Origin of the sequence: Sutcliffiella sp. NPDC057660, assembly GCF_042800035.1 — a bacterium.
In the GTDB taxonomy this organism is placed as follows: Bacteria; Bacillota; Bacilli; order Bacillales; family Bacillaceae_I; genus Sutcliffiella_A.
In genome coordinates, this window is the sequence record NZ_JBHVHV010000001.1 from 112,732 (window position 1) to 129,810 (window position 17,079).

General features: G+C 41.6%; 14 protein-coding genes. All 14 read right to left on the reverse strand.

Annotated features, from left to right (window positions below; all coding sequences use genetic code 11):
* Positions 1-99 precede the first annotated feature (99 nt).
* On the reverse strand, positions 100-2,526 hold the full coding sequence (locus tag ACFVAD_RS00540) for a S8 family serine peptidase (RefSeq protein ID WP_386635351.1): 2,427 nt from the start codon (positions 2,524-2,526) through the stop codon (positions 100-102).
* 241 nt (positions 2,527-2,767) lie between these two features.
* A complete protein-coding gene (cccB, locus tag ACFVAD_RS00545; protein WP_386634773.1) occupies positions 2,768-3,112 on the reverse strand; it encodes a cytochrome c551 in 345 nt (114 codons plus the stop codon).
* A gap of 69 nt (positions 3,113-3,181) precedes the next feature.
* The gene (locus ACFVAD_RS00550) at positions 3,182-4,051 is read right to left on the reverse strand and encodes a YitT family protein (protein WP_386634776.1); all 870 of its coding nucleotides are present in this window, start codon (positions 4,049-4,051) and stop codon (positions 3,182-3,184) included.
* Positions 4,052-4,498: 447 nt separating this feature from the next.
* Positions 4,499-5,597 (reverse strand): peptide chain release factor 2 gene (gene prfB, locus ACFVAD_RS00555; protein ID WP_386634779.1). Its coding sequence is split into 2 segments (ribosomal slippage): positions 4,499-5,533 and positions 5,535-5,597, totalling 1,098 coding nucleotides; the frame shifts between segments, so codons are not numbered across the junction.
* Positions 5,598-5,751: 154 nt separating this feature from the next.
* Complete coding sequence (gene secA / locus ACFVAD_RS00560; protein WP_386634782.1) at positions 5,752-8,262, reverse strand: preprotein translocase subunit SecA; 2,511 nt, start codon at positions 8,260-8,262, stop codon at positions 5,752-5,754.
* A 189-nt stretch (positions 8,263-8,451) separates the two neighbouring features.
* Complete coding sequence (gene hpf, locus ACFVAD_RS00565) at positions 8,452-9,012, reverse strand: ribosome hibernation-promoting factor, HPF/YfiA family (protein ID WP_224839949.1); 561 nt, start codon at positions 9,010-9,012, stop codon at positions 8,452-8,454.
* Between the two features lie 272 nt (positions 9,013-9,284).
* Positions 9,285-9,671 carry a DUF8042 domain-containing protein gene (locus ACFVAD_RS00570; protein WP_386634786.1) on the reverse strand — a complete coding sequence of 129 codons (387 nt, stop codon included), beginning with the start codon at positions 9,669-9,671 and terminating at the stop codon, positions 9,285-9,287.
* 9 nt (positions 9,672-9,680) lie between these two features.
* Positions 9,681-10,034 (reverse strand): flagellar protein FliT, encoded by a 354-nt coding sequence (gene fliT / locus ACFVAD_RS00575; protein WP_386634788.1) that lies wholly within the window; start codon positions 10,032-10,034, stop codon positions 9,681-9,683.
* Entirely contained in the window at positions 10,034-10,435 is a 402-nt protein-coding gene (fliS, locus tag ACFVAD_RS00580) for a flagellar export chaperone FliS (RefSeq protein ID WP_386634791.1), read from the reverse strand. The genes fliT and fliS overlap by 1 nt, the downstream gene beginning before the upstream one ends.
* A 21-nt stretch (positions 10,436-10,456) precedes the next feature.
* Entirely contained in the window at positions 10,457-12,202 is a 1,746-nt protein-coding gene (locus tag ACFVAD_RS00585) for a flagellar hook-associated protein 2 (RefSeq protein WP_386634794.1), read from the reverse strand.
* Between the two features lie 12 nt (positions 12,203-12,214).
* Positions 12,215-12,559 carry a flagellar protein FlaG gene (flaG, locus tag ACFVAD_RS00590; RefSeq protein WP_386634797.1) on the reverse strand — a complete coding sequence of 115 codons (345 nt, stop codon included), beginning with the start codon at positions 12,557-12,559 and terminating at the stop codon, positions 12,215-12,217.
* A 115-nt stretch (positions 12,560-12,674) separates the two neighbouring features.
* Entirely contained in the window at positions 12,675-15,770 is a 3,096-nt protein-coding gene (locus ACFVAD_RS00595) for a hypothetical protein (protein WP_386634800.1), read from the reverse strand.
* A gap of 78 nt (positions 15,771-15,848) precedes the next feature.
* Positions 15,849-16,673 carry a flagellin N-terminal helical domain-containing protein gene (locus ACFVAD_RS00600; protein ID WP_386634802.1) on the reverse strand — a complete coding sequence of 275 codons (825 nt, stop codon included), beginning with the start codon at positions 16,671-16,673 and terminating at the stop codon, positions 15,849-15,851.
* 163 nt (positions 16,674-16,836) lie between these two features.
* Entirely contained in the window at positions 16,837-17,064 is a 228-nt protein-coding gene (gene csrA, locus ACFVAD_RS00605) for a carbon storage regulator CsrA (RefSeq protein ID WP_386634805.1), read from the reverse strand.
* Positions 17,065-17,079 lie beyond the last annotated feature (15 nt).

Here is a 17,079-nt window from a genome sequence, read left to right on the forward strand (position 1 = left end):
ACAATTCAGTTAATTAGAGCTATTTTTCTACAATATTCTTCCAAATAATAACCCACCCAAACTCCTAGGAGTTGGGTGAGTGGTGATTCTAACGGCTTATTATCTTATTTGTACAATTTCTTCAGCTAAATAAGCAGCTGTTCTTCCATTTTTGCTAGCGTAAATTGCTACTCGGTAATAACCAGGAGCAAGTTTTTGTCCAGTAGTTATATTCGTTCCATCCCAATTACGATAAACTACACCCTTCTCAGTAACATTGTTTTCTAAAATACCATCTCCAACGTATGCTCCAACTTCACCTGCAGGACTTGACTTGAACAACCACATTTGAAATTCATCTGCACCGCCTGGAAGATATGCATAAACTTCAAATTCATTTGGACCTAGTTCAGTAACTCCTAAGTCTGAAAGAGGTGGATAATCCGGCTCATCTACAAACAAGATAGTAGGGACATTTGTAACTTCTCCGCTATCAGAGGTGATGACTAAGTTTCCTTCATAATAACCAGCAGCCATATTGTTTGTATTGATAGACACACTTACATTGACTGCTTGAGTAGATCCAGGATTTACTTTTACACTAGAACTTGTTACTACTCGAAGATCACTTGATACCTCTTTATTCAACTCAAATTTCACGGAGTATTTCTGAGCTTTTTTTGTAATATTCTTGATAGAAAACTGTTGGCGCTCTACTTGCATTCCAGCTTTCTTTTCAAAATAGCCAAATGAATAGCTACCAGGTGTTACAAGGGATTTGGCTTCCAACGCATCTACCACTCTGATGCTTCCTGCACCCTGTGTATTATGCGGATACACTTTACCTGTTGCAGGGTCGATAAGTTTCTCGGAAGTGTTCATCAATGCTGCTTTCACGTCATATACATCCCAACCAGGGTTAGCCTGCAACAATACCGCTGCCGCTCCAGCCACGTGTGGAGATGCCATACTTGTTCCTTGGTATGCTCCATACCCATGAGGGTCCTCTGGGTTATGTGTAGGAATTGTACTCGTAATGTTCACACCTGGCGCAGACACATCAGGCTTGATCATCCAAGTATCGACAACTGGACCGCGTGAAGAGAAGTCAGCAATCGTTTCTCCTACTACTCCCGCAAACTCAATGTTAAAACTCACTGTCACATCTTCCGCTTTTGCTAAAAGCGCTTGACCATCCGCTTGCGTTAGCATGATAGTCGGAACAGCCATTCCAGGAATTAAAGGCATAACCCCAGCTACGTTGTTGTAGAGAATAGCTCCTTCCGCGCCAGCTTTAGCAGCTTCTGTCGCTTTGTCAACGAAAGGTATCCCTGCTCCACGGCTGATTAATGCAATCTTACCAGTCAAATCTTTACCTGCAAAATCAGCTGGAGCACCAAAACCAACGTCAACTAGTTCATAGTCATTTCCGTTTAAAGCCAATAAAGTTTCATCGGAAGGGAAACCTTGAACTTGTGAAGAGCTGTAAGAAACACCGTCGGAAGACGTAGTTTCCGCTGTGTATACATTGTAAGGCAGCATAGTAGCCCCTACGGAAATCGCTTCACGGGAAGTTCCCGGTGAACCTACCGTCCAGTTGTCTGGACCCGCATTTCCGTTAGAAGTAACTGCAACCACGCCATCGGCCATTGCATGATCCAATGCGATGGAAGTAGCCCAATCCGCATTATTTAAAGAGTTTCCTAGTGATAGATTCATTACATCTGCTCCATCTAGAACAGCGCGCTCAATTGCAGCAACTACGTTCTCTGTCGAACCGCTTCCACCAGGACCTAATACACGATAAGCAAGTAGTGTCGCATCAGGTGCAACACCCTTAATTAAACCGTTCGCTGCAACCGTTCCAGCTACGTGCGTACCATGGGCCGTGGACTCACCACGCGGGTCACCTTCAGGAGTTTCTTGTGGATCATTGTCGTTATCGACAAAGTCCCATCCTTTGTAGTCTCCAAATGCATGCGTAAGATCCGGGTGAGTATAGTCTACACCAGTATCAATAATTGCAACTGTTACACCTTCACCAGTGTAACCCATCTCCCATGCAGTATCAGAACCGATAAACGGTGCAGAGTGCATCATCTGTGGAGAATATGCATCTTTTTCAATAATGATTTCTTCTAATGTCGTAGCAGTATATTCCACATTTGGATATATAGCTTTAATTCCCGGGATCGTCAATAGGTTAGGAATCTCTGAACCTTTGACATCCAAGGAGAAACCAGAAAAGACATGATCATATTCTTGGTTTACCTTACCAGATTTCGCTTTTTTCCCTACTTCTGCTTTAACAGCATTTCGAGCTTTCTTTAATTTGTTTTTTGTTTGCATTTTCCCTTTTTCTTTCGCTTCAATCATGGAAGGCTCATCAAGCTCAACGATGACTGTCGTAACCTTATTCGATTTAATTTCTTGAATATCTCCAAAATATTTAGCAAATGCTTGTACTTCATTAGAAGGCTGATTTCCATTCGCCTGAGCACTAAAAGAAAAAGTACTCAGAATTAATATTACTGCTGCGAAAAACATACTTAACGAACGCCATTTTCTAATCAAAATAAAATCTCTCCCCTAAGTTTTATTTTAAGAAATTTCAGTTATTTTTACTTATCCCCCTCCCCACAGCTTGACCCTTTACACACTACACATTTTTATTATAGGGCTTTATTTTCAGTGTTTCAATATAAAGAACAATTTTTTTCTTAATAAGAAACGAATGTGCAAAAAAAGAAACCTCCCATTTAGCGGAAAGTTTCCTCTTTTACTTTTATTATTTCTGCTCCGCCAACCAGGCTGCAACCGTAGTCGCTTCTTCACCTTTGACGATGCCACCCTTCATTTGGCCTTGGCCGTTTGCAATGATCTCTTCAATTTCTGCCTGGCTGTACTTGCTTCCTACTTTTTGCAGGTTTGGACCGAAGCCGCCCTCAAGGTTACCGCCATGACAGCTTGAACAGCTTTGCTGGAAGATTTTTTCCGCTTCCGCAGTATCAACGGAACCGCCGCCCTCTTCTGCAGGTGCATCAGTGGCTGTATTGTTCTCTTCTCCGCCACCACACGCAGCCAACGTGAGCAGTGACGTTCCAAATACGAATGCTAAAAAGTACTTTTTCATCAGGTTGTCCTCCTAAGGTTAGAAGTAAAATATACCAACATGACATTATTATATCCTATCCATTCCCTTCTATTCCCTTTTAAAACCTTCCCCAAGTACCTCGGACGCATTCATAACGACCACAAACGCAGATGCATCAATGCTCCGCACCACTTGTTTCAATTTTGTGAATTCAGTCTGATCGACCACACACATTAGGACAGGACGCTCATCCTCCGTATAGCCGCCAGTTGCTGAAAGCTTCGTCACACCACGATCTATCTTCGTCAGAATCGCCTGCTTTACCTCTTCTTCCTTCTGCGTAATGACAATCGCCATCTTCGAGTACCCGAGTCCGACCTGAACAAAATCAATTGTTTTGCTTGTTACGAAAAGACCGATGAGTGCATACATTCCTAGCTCCAGATCGAATACGATCGCTGCTGAAATTACGATAAGTCCATCAATGGCTGCCACGCATGTACCTAATGAGAGGCCAGTGTATTTATGGATGATTTGTGCCGCAAGATCGGTACCTCCTGTCGAAGCACGCCCACGGAAAACAAGGCCTAGACCTAGACCTACCCCAATCCCGCCGAAAAGACTTCCAAGCAGCGGATCTGTTGTCGCAGGCTCAAGCCCAGCTGTCCAAAGAACAATCAACGGCAGGGTAATCGTCCCTACCAATGTCTTTAAACCAAATTGTTTCCCCAGGAGCACTACTCCCGAGAGGAACAACGGAATATTGAAGCAAAGCTGCACAATTCCCGGCTCCCATCCCAATGTGGAATCGAGAATCGTACTAATCCCGCTTACGCCTCCAGACGCCACCCGATTCGGAAGCAAAAACAAGTTAAAGGCAAGCGCCACAATGGCCGAACCCAAAATAACATATGTATATTCTTTTACCCGTTGAATGACAGGATTCACTTGATAACCATTTCTATTGCGATGTTTCAATTTGCTGTCCCTCCAAAGTTGTCCTATTAAAAAAATTCACACAACGAGCAAGAGTATAGCACGCGGATGTAGCGGTGTAAATGGCATTGGTATAACGTGGTAAAGCGTTAAATAGATGGATGTTTGGTGGTAGTGTTTGTTAGTTTGGTGGGTTTTATGAGGTGGGGTGGTGGATGGGGCGTGCGCGGAAATGCGGGGGACGCCTCACGGCAGCGGCGAAATTTGTCTGCGAATGTCGAAAGGAGCGAAAATTGTATTTATCGGGCGAAAAAATCAAAAAGCGGGCGGAAAAACCCCCTTATCGGGCGCAATTTTAAAATAGCGGGCGAAACAAACCTGTTATCGGGCGAATCCGAACATGATACCCGTACCCCTATAAGTATTATCCGGGTCTTCTGCCAAATAATAAAGAAACCTCCAGCCAACCGGCCGGAGGGTACCTACATTTTATAGCTTCGATCTCAAGTAAGCATCAATAAACGGATCCAAATCGCCATCCATCACGGCCTGAGTGTTCCCCACTTCCGTATTGGTACGGTGATCCTTCACCATGGAGTATGGGTGGAACACGTAGGAACGAATTTGGCTTCCCCATCCGATGTCCTTTTGCTCGCCGCGGATTTCATCCAATTCTGCCTGCTGTTCATCCAGCTTCTTTTGATAAAGCTTGGCTTGCAGCATCTTCATTGCGCGCTCACGGTTCTTGATCTGGGAACGCTCTGTCTGACACGTTACCACGACATTGGTCGGGATATGGGTGATACGGACAGCGGAATCGGTGGTATTGATATGCTGACCACCGGCGCCACTTGCACGGTACGTATCAACTTTCAGATCTTCCGTACGGATGTCGATTTCAATGTTGTCGTCGAACTCCGGCATTACTTCACACGATACGAACGATGTGTGACGGCGCCCCGAGGAGTCGAACGGTGAAATACGCACAAGACGGTGTACGCCCTTTTCCGCTTTCAAATATCCATAGGCATTGTGGCCTTTAATCAAAAGTGTAACACTCTTGATTCCCGCTTCATCGCCAGGAAGATAATCCAAGGTTTCCACTTTGAAGCCTTTGCGCTCGGCCCAGCGAGTATACATTCGAAGTAGAAGGGAACCCCAGTCCTGTGATTCCGTTCCGCCTGCACCAGGATGCAATTCAAGAATGGCGTTGTTTTTGTCATGCTCCCCGCTTAGTAAAAGCTGAAGCTCAAATTTATTGAAGTCTTCAGTGACAGTTTTCACCTCAGAGGAAAGCTCCGCTTGCAGCTCCTCATCCGGCTCCTCTTTTAGAAGATCGTAAGTCAGTTGAAGGTTTTCGTAGTTTTCACTAAGTTCATTAAATTGGCTGACCGGCTCTTTCAGTGCGTTCGCTTCGTTGATGACAACCTGCGCTGCGTTCTGGTCATTCCAGAATTCCGGGTTTGACATTTCATTGTCCAGTTCGGCAATGCGTCGTTCTTTGACCTCTAAGTCAAAGAGACCCCCTAAACTCGACTAATCGCTTAGCCATTTTTTCTAACTCATGTCTGATTTCTACCAATTCCATATCATTCACCTCATATTTATTTCGCACAGATAGTTTATTGCTCACTAATAGTCTATTCTAACGTATTTTATGAAAATAAAAAAGCGGGGGAAGCTAGTTCCTTACAATCGCACGAAAAAAGCGGGGCCGATATGCAGCCCCACCTTTTCAAAAATCACTGTCCGCAGCAATTTTTATATTTCTTGCCGCTTCCGCAAATGCATGCGTCATTTCGGCCGATTTCCATCACTTTTTTCACTGGCTTTTTCTTAGGGGGCTCGCCGCCGCTCTCTTTCGGAACAACCGCCTGGCCTTTTGCCACCTCTTGACGCTGAAGATTGTTGCGGATCTGTGCCTTCATGACATACTTCGCAACGTCATCCTCGATAGCCGCAATCATGTTCTCAAACATGGAGAAGCCTTCAAACTGGTATTCACGAAGCGGATCGATCTGGCCATATGCACGTAAGTGGATACCCTGGCGCAGCTGATCCATTGCATCGATGTGATCCATCCATTTGCTGTCCACTGCACGAAGCACGACAACCTTTTCGAACTCACGCATCTGTTCAGCGGATAGCTCCTGCTCTTTTTCATCATAACGGGCCTTCACTTTTTCAAGGATAACCTCTGAGATTTCCTCCGGCTCTTTTCCACGGAAGTCGTTGACCGTCACAGCACCCTCTTCAAGAAGGTTCGCTTCCACATAATCCACGATGCCTTGAAGGTTCCACTCCTCAGGAAGGTCCTCTTTAGGGGTGTATAGCCCAACATTCCGCTCCACAGAGGAAGTGATCATTCTCTCTACCACTGCACGCAGATTCTCGGAATCGAGCACTTCAAAACGCTGCGTGTAGATAACTTCACGTTGTTGACGAAGAACATCATCATATTGAAGAAGCTGCTTACGCGCATCAAAGTTGTTCCCCTCGACACGTTTCTGCGCAGATTCCACTGCACGGGAAACCATCTTGCTTTGGATAGGCTGGCTGTCATCCATGCCCAGACGCTCCATCATCGCTTTCATATTGTCGGAGCCGAAGCGGCGCATCAATTCATCTTCCATGGATAGGTAGAATTGCGTTACCCCCGGGTCTCCCTGACGTCCGGAACGACCACGAAGCTGATTATCGATACGACGGGATTCATGGCGCTCTGTACCGATAACCGCAAGTCCGCCAACCTCTTTCACACCTTCGCCAAGCTTGATGTCCGTACCACGACCGGCCATGTTCGTCGCGATCGTTACCGCACCCATCTGCCCTGCATCAAGGATGATCTGCGCTTCACGTCCATGGTTTTTCGCATTCAGGACATTATGCTTAATGCCGCGCTTTGTTAAAAGACGGGAAATCACTTCAGACGTTTCAATCGCAACCGTACCTACCAGCACAGGCTGGCCATTTTTATGGCGCTCTGCAATATCATCCGCCACAGCGTTAAACTTGCCTTCAATACTTTTATAAATAAGATCCGCACGGTCATCACGCACGATATCTTGATTCGTCGGAATCGCAATAACGCTCATGTTATAGATGTTGCGGAATTCCTCTTCCTCCGTTTTCGCCGTACCAGTCATCCCGGCAAGCTTTTCATACATACGGAAGTAGTTCTGGAATGTAATCGTCGCAAGCGTCATGCTCTCATTCTGGATATCCAGGCCTTCCTTCGCTTCAATCGCTTGGTGAAGTCCATCGGAATAGCGTCGGCCTTTCATCAGACGGCCGGTAAATTGGTCAACGATGACCACTTCGCCTTCCTGTACCACATAATCCACGTCATTGTGCATCGTTACATGCGCTTTTAACGCCTGGTTGATATGGTGGTTCAGGGCAACATGGGAGATATCGAACAGGTTCTCGATGCCAAAAGCCTTCTCCGCTTTCGTAATCCCATCCTCCGTCAATTGAACACCCTTCGTTTTCACATCATACGTGTAGTCCGTGTCACGGATCAATGTACGTGCAAATGCATTCGCCTGGATGTAAAGTGCCGCTGACTTTTGCGCACTTCCGGAAATGATCAGCGGTGTACGCGCTTCATCAATCAAAATGGAGTCAACTTCATCGATTACGGCATAGTGAAGAGGACGCTGAGTCATCTGTTCCTTGTACAGCACCATGTTGTCACGCAGGTAATCAAAGCCGAATTCATTATTTGTTCCATATGTAATGTCCGCTTTGTACGCTTCAATTTTTTCCTCACGGGAAAGTCCGTTCAGATTCAATCCGACTGTCAGGCCAAGGAATTGATATAGCTCACCCATTTCCGTCGCGTCACGGCTTGCCAAATATTCATTGACAGTAACAACGTGAACACCCTTACCGGTAATCGCATTCAAATAAACAGGCATGGTCGCAGTAAGCGTTTTACCTTCCCCTGTTTTCATCTCGGAAATATTCCCTTCATGCAAGGAAATACCACCCATCAGCTGAACCTTGTAAGGATAAAGACCCAATACACGCTTTGCCGCTTCACGGACAACCGCAAAAGCTTCAACCAGCATGTCCTCCAAGCTTTCACCCTTCTGGTAACGCGCCTGGAACTCAGCCGTCTTCTCACGCAGCTGCTCGTCCGTCAGCTTTGCAACATCCGCGCTAAGTGAATCTATCTGATCCGCCATTTTGTCCAGACGTTTTAATTGACGCTTATTCATATCAAACACTTTATTCAATAAACCAAGCATATATGAACGCTCCTCTGTACCTATAGTCTAATAGCCTACAATAATATTTAAATTTTAACACTTCTTGGATGAAGGTACAACTCAAAGCGGTGAGGCTTGGGGTAAGTAAAACCCATCCCTCCAGCGAAAATTGTCGAACCGTCCTCTTCACAAACCTAAAAAAGGGACCCGATTTGGGCCCCTTTATAATTAATAGGATTCAATCAAGCCGTATTTCCCATCGTTACGCTTATACACGACATTCGTTTCGTTTGTCGCTGCGTTCAGGAATACGAAGAAATTGTGTCCGAGCAAATTCATTTGTAAAATTGCCTCTTCACTGTCCATCGGCTTCAGATTGTAGCGCTTCGTTCTCACCAAGTCCGCTTCATCCTCCTCATCTTCCACTGCTACATGGGATGGGGCCCCGTTATCGATCACTTCATTGAATAAGTATTTAGGTGAACCAGTATCGCGAAGCTTACGGTTCACTTTCGTTTTATGTTTTCGGATTTGACGTTCCAATTTATCCACGACCAGATCAATCGCAGCATATAGGTCATCATGACTTTCCTCTGCACGCAACACCAATCCTGTCATAGGAATCGTCACTTCAATTTTTTGTTGGTTGTTGTAGACTTTCAGGTTGACTTTGCTTTCTGCATTATCAGTTGAGTCGAAATAGCGCTCAATCTTTCCGATCTTATTCTCTACATAATCTCGGATTGCTGGAGTTACCTCAATGTTTTCACCGCGAACGTTGTACTTCATAAACGAACTCCTCCTTTTGTTACTGCTTGGAATACTTACCTCCAAACAATGCGTCTACACCTTTCCAATTTCAGGAAAGTTAAGCTTTTATTAAAGCTATGTAAACATATTTCTACAATACCCAACAGCTTTCCTGCCTAAACGTAAAATTAATGTGAAGAATTTGTGAATCTCTTTATTCCAATGGCTCTGGCGGGTGAAACAAGTATATGCAGGACAAAGGTAAAACTTGCCTTAAAATAAGAAAAACTCTCCGGGATTTCTCCAGAGAGTCAATGTGTAAGAAAAGGAAGAAGCTGTTTCTGCATATCCACCTTCCATTCCTCAAAAGCTGGAATGAGATACGTGGAAAAAACCTCTTTTTCTTTTATAGGATGTGCACTGAAATGACCTAAAGACTCCAGTTCATCAATGAACCCTTCGAACTCAGTTATTACCTTCAAGGCGTCTTCCTGTTCAGAAAACCAATCCACCATAAAAACATGTGTCTCCACGATCTTGGTGATGGCCAAGTAGCTATCCTCTTTCACCTGTTTGGTTGTATTTGATGCAGGCTGATCTGCATTATCACAAAGATAAAGAAAAGCCTCTTCCAATGACTCCAACAGCCCATTATACTGCTGCAGCACCAAAAACACCTCTTCGTTCAAACGCATCATCCGTGCCACCTAATTCCGCTTGTCATAATACATCCCATCAATCGAAATACCCGCATAGGCCTGACCATACGCCTTTGCCGTTTTCTTTGATTGCTGGATTTGACCCCACTCCTGCTTTAGCTGCTTTTGGAAAGCTTCAAGTTTTGGAGTAATCTGCTGGCTCTTATCGGCCACCATCCGTCCGAGTGCAAGTTCACTTTCGGAAAAAGGGGGAGACAGCTTCTGCAGTAGAGCATCGCGTATCTCAAGAGCCTTGTCGATTTCTGCAATATACGTGTCACGCTGTTCCTCTGCAGGAAGGTCGTTTTCCAATAAAGCAAGGAGGTGTGTGGTCACCTTATCCAGGTTCTCTATTACCTTCATTACGCCTGTCCACCCTGTGCGAAAGCCTGCTGGCGGTTGGTCTGGATGACCTGCTTCCAGGTATCACGGAATTCGGTCATGAGTGTTTCGACTTCTTCGATGATCTCGGTGTCGTTTTTGATATTTGCCTCGATCAGGCGGCGGTTCATGTAGTCGTACATGGATAACATGGACTTGGATACTTCAAGATCCGTGTTTAGCGTTACCATGAGCTCCTGAACGATTTTCTGTGCTTTTATTAAGTTAGTATTTTTGAGTTCGAGGTTCTTCTCTTCTATCCCTTTTTTCGCAAGTCTCATAAACTTTAAGCACCCGTTATAAAGCATGAGGGTAAGTTCACCCGGGGAGGCAGTCGAGACTGAATTTTGTTGATATGCCTGGTATGGGTTATTGATTGCCATTATTGAACACTCCTTTTACGGTCACCCATTGTTGTAGAATTGACTCATTAGTTGCATGGATTGTTGGTTGGAAACGTTGATTGCTTTTTCCATGGCGGTGAATTGGCGCCAGTAGCGATCTTCTTTTTGCTGGAGGCGCATTTCGAATATGGAGATTCGCTGGTCGACGTTTGTTAGTTCACGTCCAATAGTGAATTGTTGATTTGTTCGAGCAGTATTTCCTGCTCGTGCTTCGATTTGTTGAATAGTAGTACCAACAGATTCTCGAAGTCTTCTTGCCAACCCTTGTGAAGAATTATCGGAACCAGTAGCAGTGAATAGTTCCATAACTGAGGACGGGTCCTTTTCAATAGCTTGACGGAGCTTTTCTTCATTAATGTTTAACTTCCCACCATCTTTATAATTTACACTTGTTGTAATGCCAATCTGTGCCAGCTGATTAAATACTCCGCTTGCACCAGCTAATGGTTCATAGAAGTTAGACCGCATTTGCCCTAGACCTGATGTCAGGATGGAATCATTTTTCAATAGTCCGCTTTTAGCCTTCTCTTCCCACTGCTCTATTTGCTTTTCTGATAGTGATTCCCGCTCTTCGTCTGTTAAAGGTTTGAAATCACGATAGACGGCTTGGGAAGTCTTTTCACTTATTTTCGTAATTAGCTCATTATATTTTTCTATATAGTTTTTAATTGCACCGAACGTTTTGTCGGTATCGTTGTTGACTGTAATGGTTGCCGTCTCTGACATATCTTCTTTTAAAGTAATCGTTACTCCGTTAATTGAGAATGTATTGGACTTCCTCGTTGTACTTATTCCATTAATGTCTAATGTTGCACTCTGACCGGTCTGCTCGGTATCATCCAACTTGAGGTAGTCTTTAAAAAATCCGTCAGAAATAGCAAAAGATTTACCATCCACTCCCACTAGTGCTCCTGCGTCTTTTCGGGTCAATTTCAATTCCCCTGAATAATTATCATAAAAAGCTGTTACACCAATAGGTGAAGAGCTTATCTCCGACATTAGCTGATTCATTGTTTTACTACCTGTCAGGATAAATTCTCCCTTCAATTCCTTTCCAGTTTCATCATAGGTTGTTATAGAAAGGGATGATTGATAATTCTCGTATGTAAACCCTTGAATAGTGCTACCAGCTTCTAATGGTTCTTTAAAGACAAGTCTTCCTGATTTCTCATCTAAGGTTACGTCTTCACCAAGATTATAGGTAAAACTTGTAAGACTGCCGTCAACCATACGCTGTCCAGTGATAGTGTTGGGCATTTTATTAGCAGCCACTAACCCATCCAGTTGGATAAAACCGGTTTTACTTTCCAATTCTCCACCTGCATAAGTTGAGGAAGTATTGGTGGTCCAATTATCTAACAGATCCCTTTGTTCCCAAATGCTTTTATCTGAATCAAAGGACGCCTGGTCAGTTATTATCCCGGAGGAAGACTTTGAACTTTCAGTCGCCAATTTCACATTAGAAATAGTGTAACTACCATTTCCAGCTGTGGAGGAAGCCACTGCAGAAACCTTTGTATTACTGGTAGAAACCTGTTTCTGTGAATAAGTTCTCTGTAGCGTCATATCAAAAGAAAGATTGCGAAAATCGGTCAAAAGCTTATTCAGGTCCCGATAATCATCTCGTTTCCATTCGAGCAGTTGCTTTTGTTGTGTCAATTTATTCATAGGCATACGCTCTGCCTTCATTAAATCCTTCACAATTGTATCGATGTCCATTCCACTTGCAAAACCGCTAATTCGCATTTGAGTCACCACCTATATTTTTTTATCAACAAATAATCCCATATATTCCGTCATTGCTGCATACATGTCCAAAAATTTCTTTGAGGGAATTTCTCTGAGTACCTCATCTGTTGCAGTATCAACAACTTTTACATAATACTCCTTTAACTTATCATGGAGTTCAAAACGGATGGAAACGTTGACAGGGGTTATGAACTCATTCATTCCCTCGACAATCTTTTCCATCTGCATCCTACTCAGTTCAGGATGCTTCTTCTTTGTTTCTTGAATTGAATTTCCTACCTTATTTGAAATCGTATTTTGACCTTGTATTCTTGATGTGTTGTCTATGATGGGCCCTGTTTTAATAACATTCATGGGTGTTCCCTCCGACAAATTATATACTCTATAATAGTTATCGGTTATTATTCAGGTAATTAAAGAAAAAGATTAAAAGAAAAAGAGACCCAAATAGAGTCCCTTTCAATAAATGTTAATTTGTAATTACCTTTATACTTATTCGAATATTTTTCCCTTTATAAAAAACATCAATATTACTCGTACCTATGGTGTTCGCTTTTAATAGTCCCGTCTCCGTAATGTAGATTCGGTCCATTCTGCTACTAAAATAAGTTATATCACTACTATTAATAATCGTTTGTGAGCTATCAGACCATTTTGCTATTATTCTCCCTAAAGGTAACTCTTCTCCCAATTTCATGGTAGCTGGAGGTGTATCCTCAAGTGCAATGCTCAGTAAGCTTGGACCTGCAACACCTTTTACGCTTACACCAAATAATTTTCCTTGATAATTAATATCTATATAAGCAGCCCCGCTAGATAATGAAGTTAACTTCCCATCGACACTTACAGAAATACGATCGGGTCTTGTACTTGAAAATACTAAATCAGTAGTATTTAATAGAGTAGTTTCACCATTTGTCAATACTGCATAAACATTTCCTATATCAAAACTTTCACCTATTTTTAGTTCACTTGGTATAGTGCCTTCTAGGTAGATACTTGAAACAGTAGGACCAGCTTCAACCTTCACTGAGAAGCTGAGAATCTTCGTACCATATTTTATGTCTATAGTACTACTACCACTTGAAATAGCTTTTAGCACACCACTTTCTAAAATTGCAATCCGATCTGGTCTTGAACTACTAATCGTTACATCATTATAATCTATCTTAGAAATTGTACCGTTTGACCACTCTGCATAAATATTTGGAATTGGGCACTCTTCGCCAATTTTCATAGTTTGAGAAATTGTTTCTTCTAAAAATATCCTCGAAACAGTTGGCGGAGGTAAAACCTTTACTGAAGTGTAAAATGTCTTTCCCTCAAAAAGAACAAATATGTTGGAAGAACCAGAACTATGTGCTTCTAATAATCCATCTTTTGAGATAGTAACTCTATCTTCACGTGAACTTTTAATCTGAACTTCTGTTAAATCCACTTCTCTGATACTGCCATCTGACCACTCTGAAGTTAAAGTAATCATTTTACTTTCATTGATATCCAGTTCACTTGGAATTGAATCTAGGTTTAGTCCCACTAAATCTGGATTTCCTGTTACATTTAATACTGATTCAACGACTATACCTTTATGATTCACGGCGATTTTTACTGTACCAGACTTAGCATTTTCAGGAATAGTCACTAATCCATCTGGAGTAACTTGAGCAATGTTAGTATTTGATGAGGAATAGATGGTCCCATCTATTCCTAAAGTAACATCTCTTGATGTACCATCGGTCATTAAACCTTTTACTACTATTTGAACACTATTATTTACTAATGATAAATTTTCTTCCGTGGGTGAAATTAATAATGTTTTTACGGTTGGTTCCGTAATCTTAACTGATACCTCTTTAGATATCCCTTGATAATCGATTAAGATCTTTAAATTACCACTTTTTATTCCTTCTGCTATTTTTATTAAACCATTATTTGATACAGAGCCTAAAGTTGGATCACTTATAGAGTATGTTATTCCACTATTTGAATCTGTTACATCTATTGTCCTGCTACCATCTACTTTTAAAACTTTTATTTGCTCGCTCTGTCCCGCAGATAAGGAGGTAGTTTGCGGACTAATCTTTAAATAAGTTTCATCGTTTCCTCCGTTTACTTTTACAGTAATGTTTTTTGTTATATTTCCGTAGGACACTTCAACAACTGCATAACCAGATTTTGCATTTTCAGGAACAGTAATAAAGCCTTTATTGTTTGCCAAAACTAATTGAGGATTGGAACTTGTGTAAACAGTTAATGGATTTCCAGTGATGTCTTCCTTTGTTTTATCCGTATAATTCAAATGAGAAACTAATTGAAAACTTTCTCCGGAATTTAATGCAAGTGTATTGGTATTGGTATCTATCCCAATACTATAAGGAATTCCTGGAGAAATAGTAATCTTCTTATTTACGTTAATATCAAAAACATCAAAAATCCTTTCGGTATTGTTATCATATACCGTTTTTGAATTATCCATTTTATCAATCAAAGAGATTTGTTTAAGTTCCCATTTTCCTAATTCATCGTATTTATCTATTAGCAAGTTTGCTACGAATACATCATTTGATTTAGTGAAGTAAATGCTGGCTGTTCTACCACTTGGCTTTCTATAACTACCACTAAAATGATGAATACCTGAAAGCTCATCACTAACTTTGGCAGTTAAAATAATTTCTGCTGAATTATTTGATAACTGTTGCACTTCAATTGCTAGATCATCCAATTCAGGGGGTTGCAAATCTGGGGTGGTACCAGAAACAAGCACAGTACAATGATCAAAATTTATTGTTTTTCCACTTTCATTTAAATAATTATAGATATTACTGTTGTTTGATACATGATCAGTTAAAGAAATACGTGTGATTTTCCATTCTCCAATTTCTTCAAATTGACTTATAGTTATCTTCCCTTCAAATAAACCAGTGGTACTATTCTTCGATAAATAAACGTAAACACTCTTCCCACTTGGCTTCTGATAAGTAACAGATACACTTTTCACTCCAGATTCATTATCAGTTACTTCTGCATTAATTTTTATATCTTCATTTAATCCAACTGCATTGGATACTACGTTAATACTCCTAAGTACTGGAGCTTCCTTATCTGATGATTCCATTACACCACTTACATCCAATTCCATTTTGGAAAAATCAAAGTTATTCTTTTGATAAGAACGGCTATTTTCCTTTTTATCGTATAAATAAACTGCATTTACCTGCCACACGCCTGGTTCATCAACTTCATTTATAGTTACTGTTGTCTCAAATAATTGATTTTGAGAATTATACGTAAAGTAATAGGAGCTTAATTTACCACTGGGTTTGATGTAGTAAATAACAGCATAACTTACCCCAGATAAATCATCTGTAATATCGGCTGTTATTTTAACAGGCGTGGTAGGTGATAAACTTTCACTGGAAACATTGATATTTTTTAAAATGGGAGCAGTTAAATCAGGAGTAGGATCTTCTATTTCTACATCTACTGCATACACAACCGATTGTGAAAATACTAAGAAGAGGATAAATAAAAATATTGCGAATTTCTTGTAATGCTTGAAGTACATTTTGACACCCCTTTTATAAAAATAGACTCCGGGAAATCCCGGAGTCTAAAAATCCCCAAATTAGGGAGTTCGTTTTTATTAACGTAGTAACTGAAGTACTCCCTGAGGTTGCTGATTAGCTTGAGCTAGCATAGCTTGAGCTGCTTGAGAAAGGATGGAGTTCTTTGTTTGAGTCATCATCTCTTTTGCCATATCAACGTCTCTTACACGTGACTCAGCAGCAGTTAAGTTTTCAGAAGCGTTGTTAAGGTTGTTGATTGTATGCTCTAAACGGTTTTGAAGAGCTCCAAGGTATGAACGACCAGAAGAAATAGTTTCAATTTCAGTTTGAACTGCCGTTATAGCAGCATCGGCTCCAGCTTGTGTAGAAATATCTAATGCTGCAACTGCAGTGTGAGTTGCAGTAACATCAACACCAGCAGTAGTGAAATCAATAACAATCGTTTGACCAGCATCCGCACCTACATGGATATTACCATCTGCATCTGAGCCATCTAATAATTGCTTAGTATTAAAAGTCGTATTGTCTTTAATACGCTCTATTTCAGAAGATAGTTGATCAAATTCATCTTTTAATGCTGTACGATCTTCAGCAACGTTTGTATCATTAGAAGCCTGTACAGCTAACTCACGTTGACGTTGAAGGATTGAATGCACTTCATTAAGTCCGCCCTCAGCAGTCTGGATTAATGATATTCCATCTTGAGCATTACGAGAAGCTTGATCTAATCCACGAACTTGTCCACGCATTTTTTCAGAGATTGCTAGACCAGCAGCGTCGTCCCCAGCACGGTTAATACGAAGACCTGAAGATAATTTTTCCATAGATTTAGCTTGTGCATTTGTAGCGCTTGCCAATTGACGGTGCGTATTCAACGCCGCAATATTGTGATTAATTCTCATTATTATTTTCCTCCTTGAGTTGTCGCCGATTTCACGTCCTTGTGTAATCGGTACTATATTTGCAGATAGGTCAAAAGTCGGCCGCCTTTTGATTCTATTTGCTTACATGTTTTATATCGACCTGTCTCGACAACGTTTAATAGGGTTTGGAGAAAAATTTACATTATTTTTTTATTTGTTGTGACAGGGCCTGAAGCAGGTCAAACGAGGAGTGAGACGCTGCGTTGTTTTCTTCCTGGATCGATAGATAGATTTCTTTACGGTGTATTTCCACATGCTTTGGCGCTTCAATTCCGATTTTAACTTGATCGCCACTAATGCCGATCACTTTAATTTCTATATCATCGCCAATTTTGATTGCTTCATCTTTTTTACGTGTTAGTACTAACATATCGTCTCCTCCTTT

Excerpts from the sequence above, each read along its gene's own strand:
- ACFVAD_RS00540 (WP_386635351.1), bottom strand. The coding sequence starts at position 2,526 with ATGTTTTTCGCAGCAGTAATATTAATTCTGAGTACTTTTTCTTTTAGT.
- cccB (WP_386634773.1), bottom strand. The coding sequence starts at position 3,112 with ATGAAAAAGTACTTTTTAGCATTCGTATTTGGAACGTCACTGCTCACG.
- secA (WP_386634782.1), bottom strand. The coding sequence starts at position 8,262 with ATGCTTGGTTTATTGAATAAAGTGTTTGATATGAATAAGCGTCAATTA.
- hpf (WP_224839949.1), bottom strand. The coding sequence starts at position 9,012 with ATGAAGTACAACGTTCGCGGTGAAAACATTGAGGTAACTCCAGCAATC.
- ACFVAD_RS00570 (WP_386634786.1), bottom strand. The coding sequence starts at position 9,671 with ATGATGCGTTTGAACGAAGAGGTGTTTTTGGTGCTGCAGCAGTATAAT.
- fliT (WP_386634788.1), bottom strand. The coding sequence starts at position 10,034 with ATGAAGGTAATAGAGAACCTGGATAAGGTGACCACACACCTCCTTGCT.
- fliS (WP_386634791.1), bottom strand. The coding sequence starts at position 10,435 with ATGGCAATCAATAACCCATACCAGGCATATCAACAAAATTCAGTCTCG.
- ACFVAD_RS00585 (WP_386634794.1), bottom strand. The coding sequence starts at position 12,202 with ATGCGAATTAGCGGTTTTGCAAGTGGAATGGACATCGATACAATTGTG.
- flaG (WP_386634797.1), bottom strand. The coding sequence starts at position 12,559 with ATGAATGTTATTAAAACAGGGCCCATCATAGACAACACATCAAGAATA.
- ACFVAD_RS00595 (WP_386634800.1), bottom strand. The coding sequence starts at position 15,770 with ATGTACTTCAAGCATTACAAGAAATTCGCAATATTTTTATTTATCCTC.
- ACFVAD_RS00600 (WP_386634802.1), bottom strand. The coding sequence starts at position 16,673 with ATGAGAATTAATCACAATATTGCGGCGTTGAATACGCACCGTCAATTG.
- csrA (WP_386634805.1), bottom strand. The coding sequence starts at position 17,064 with ATGTTAGTACTAACACGTAAAAAAGATGAAGCAATCAAAATTGGCGAT.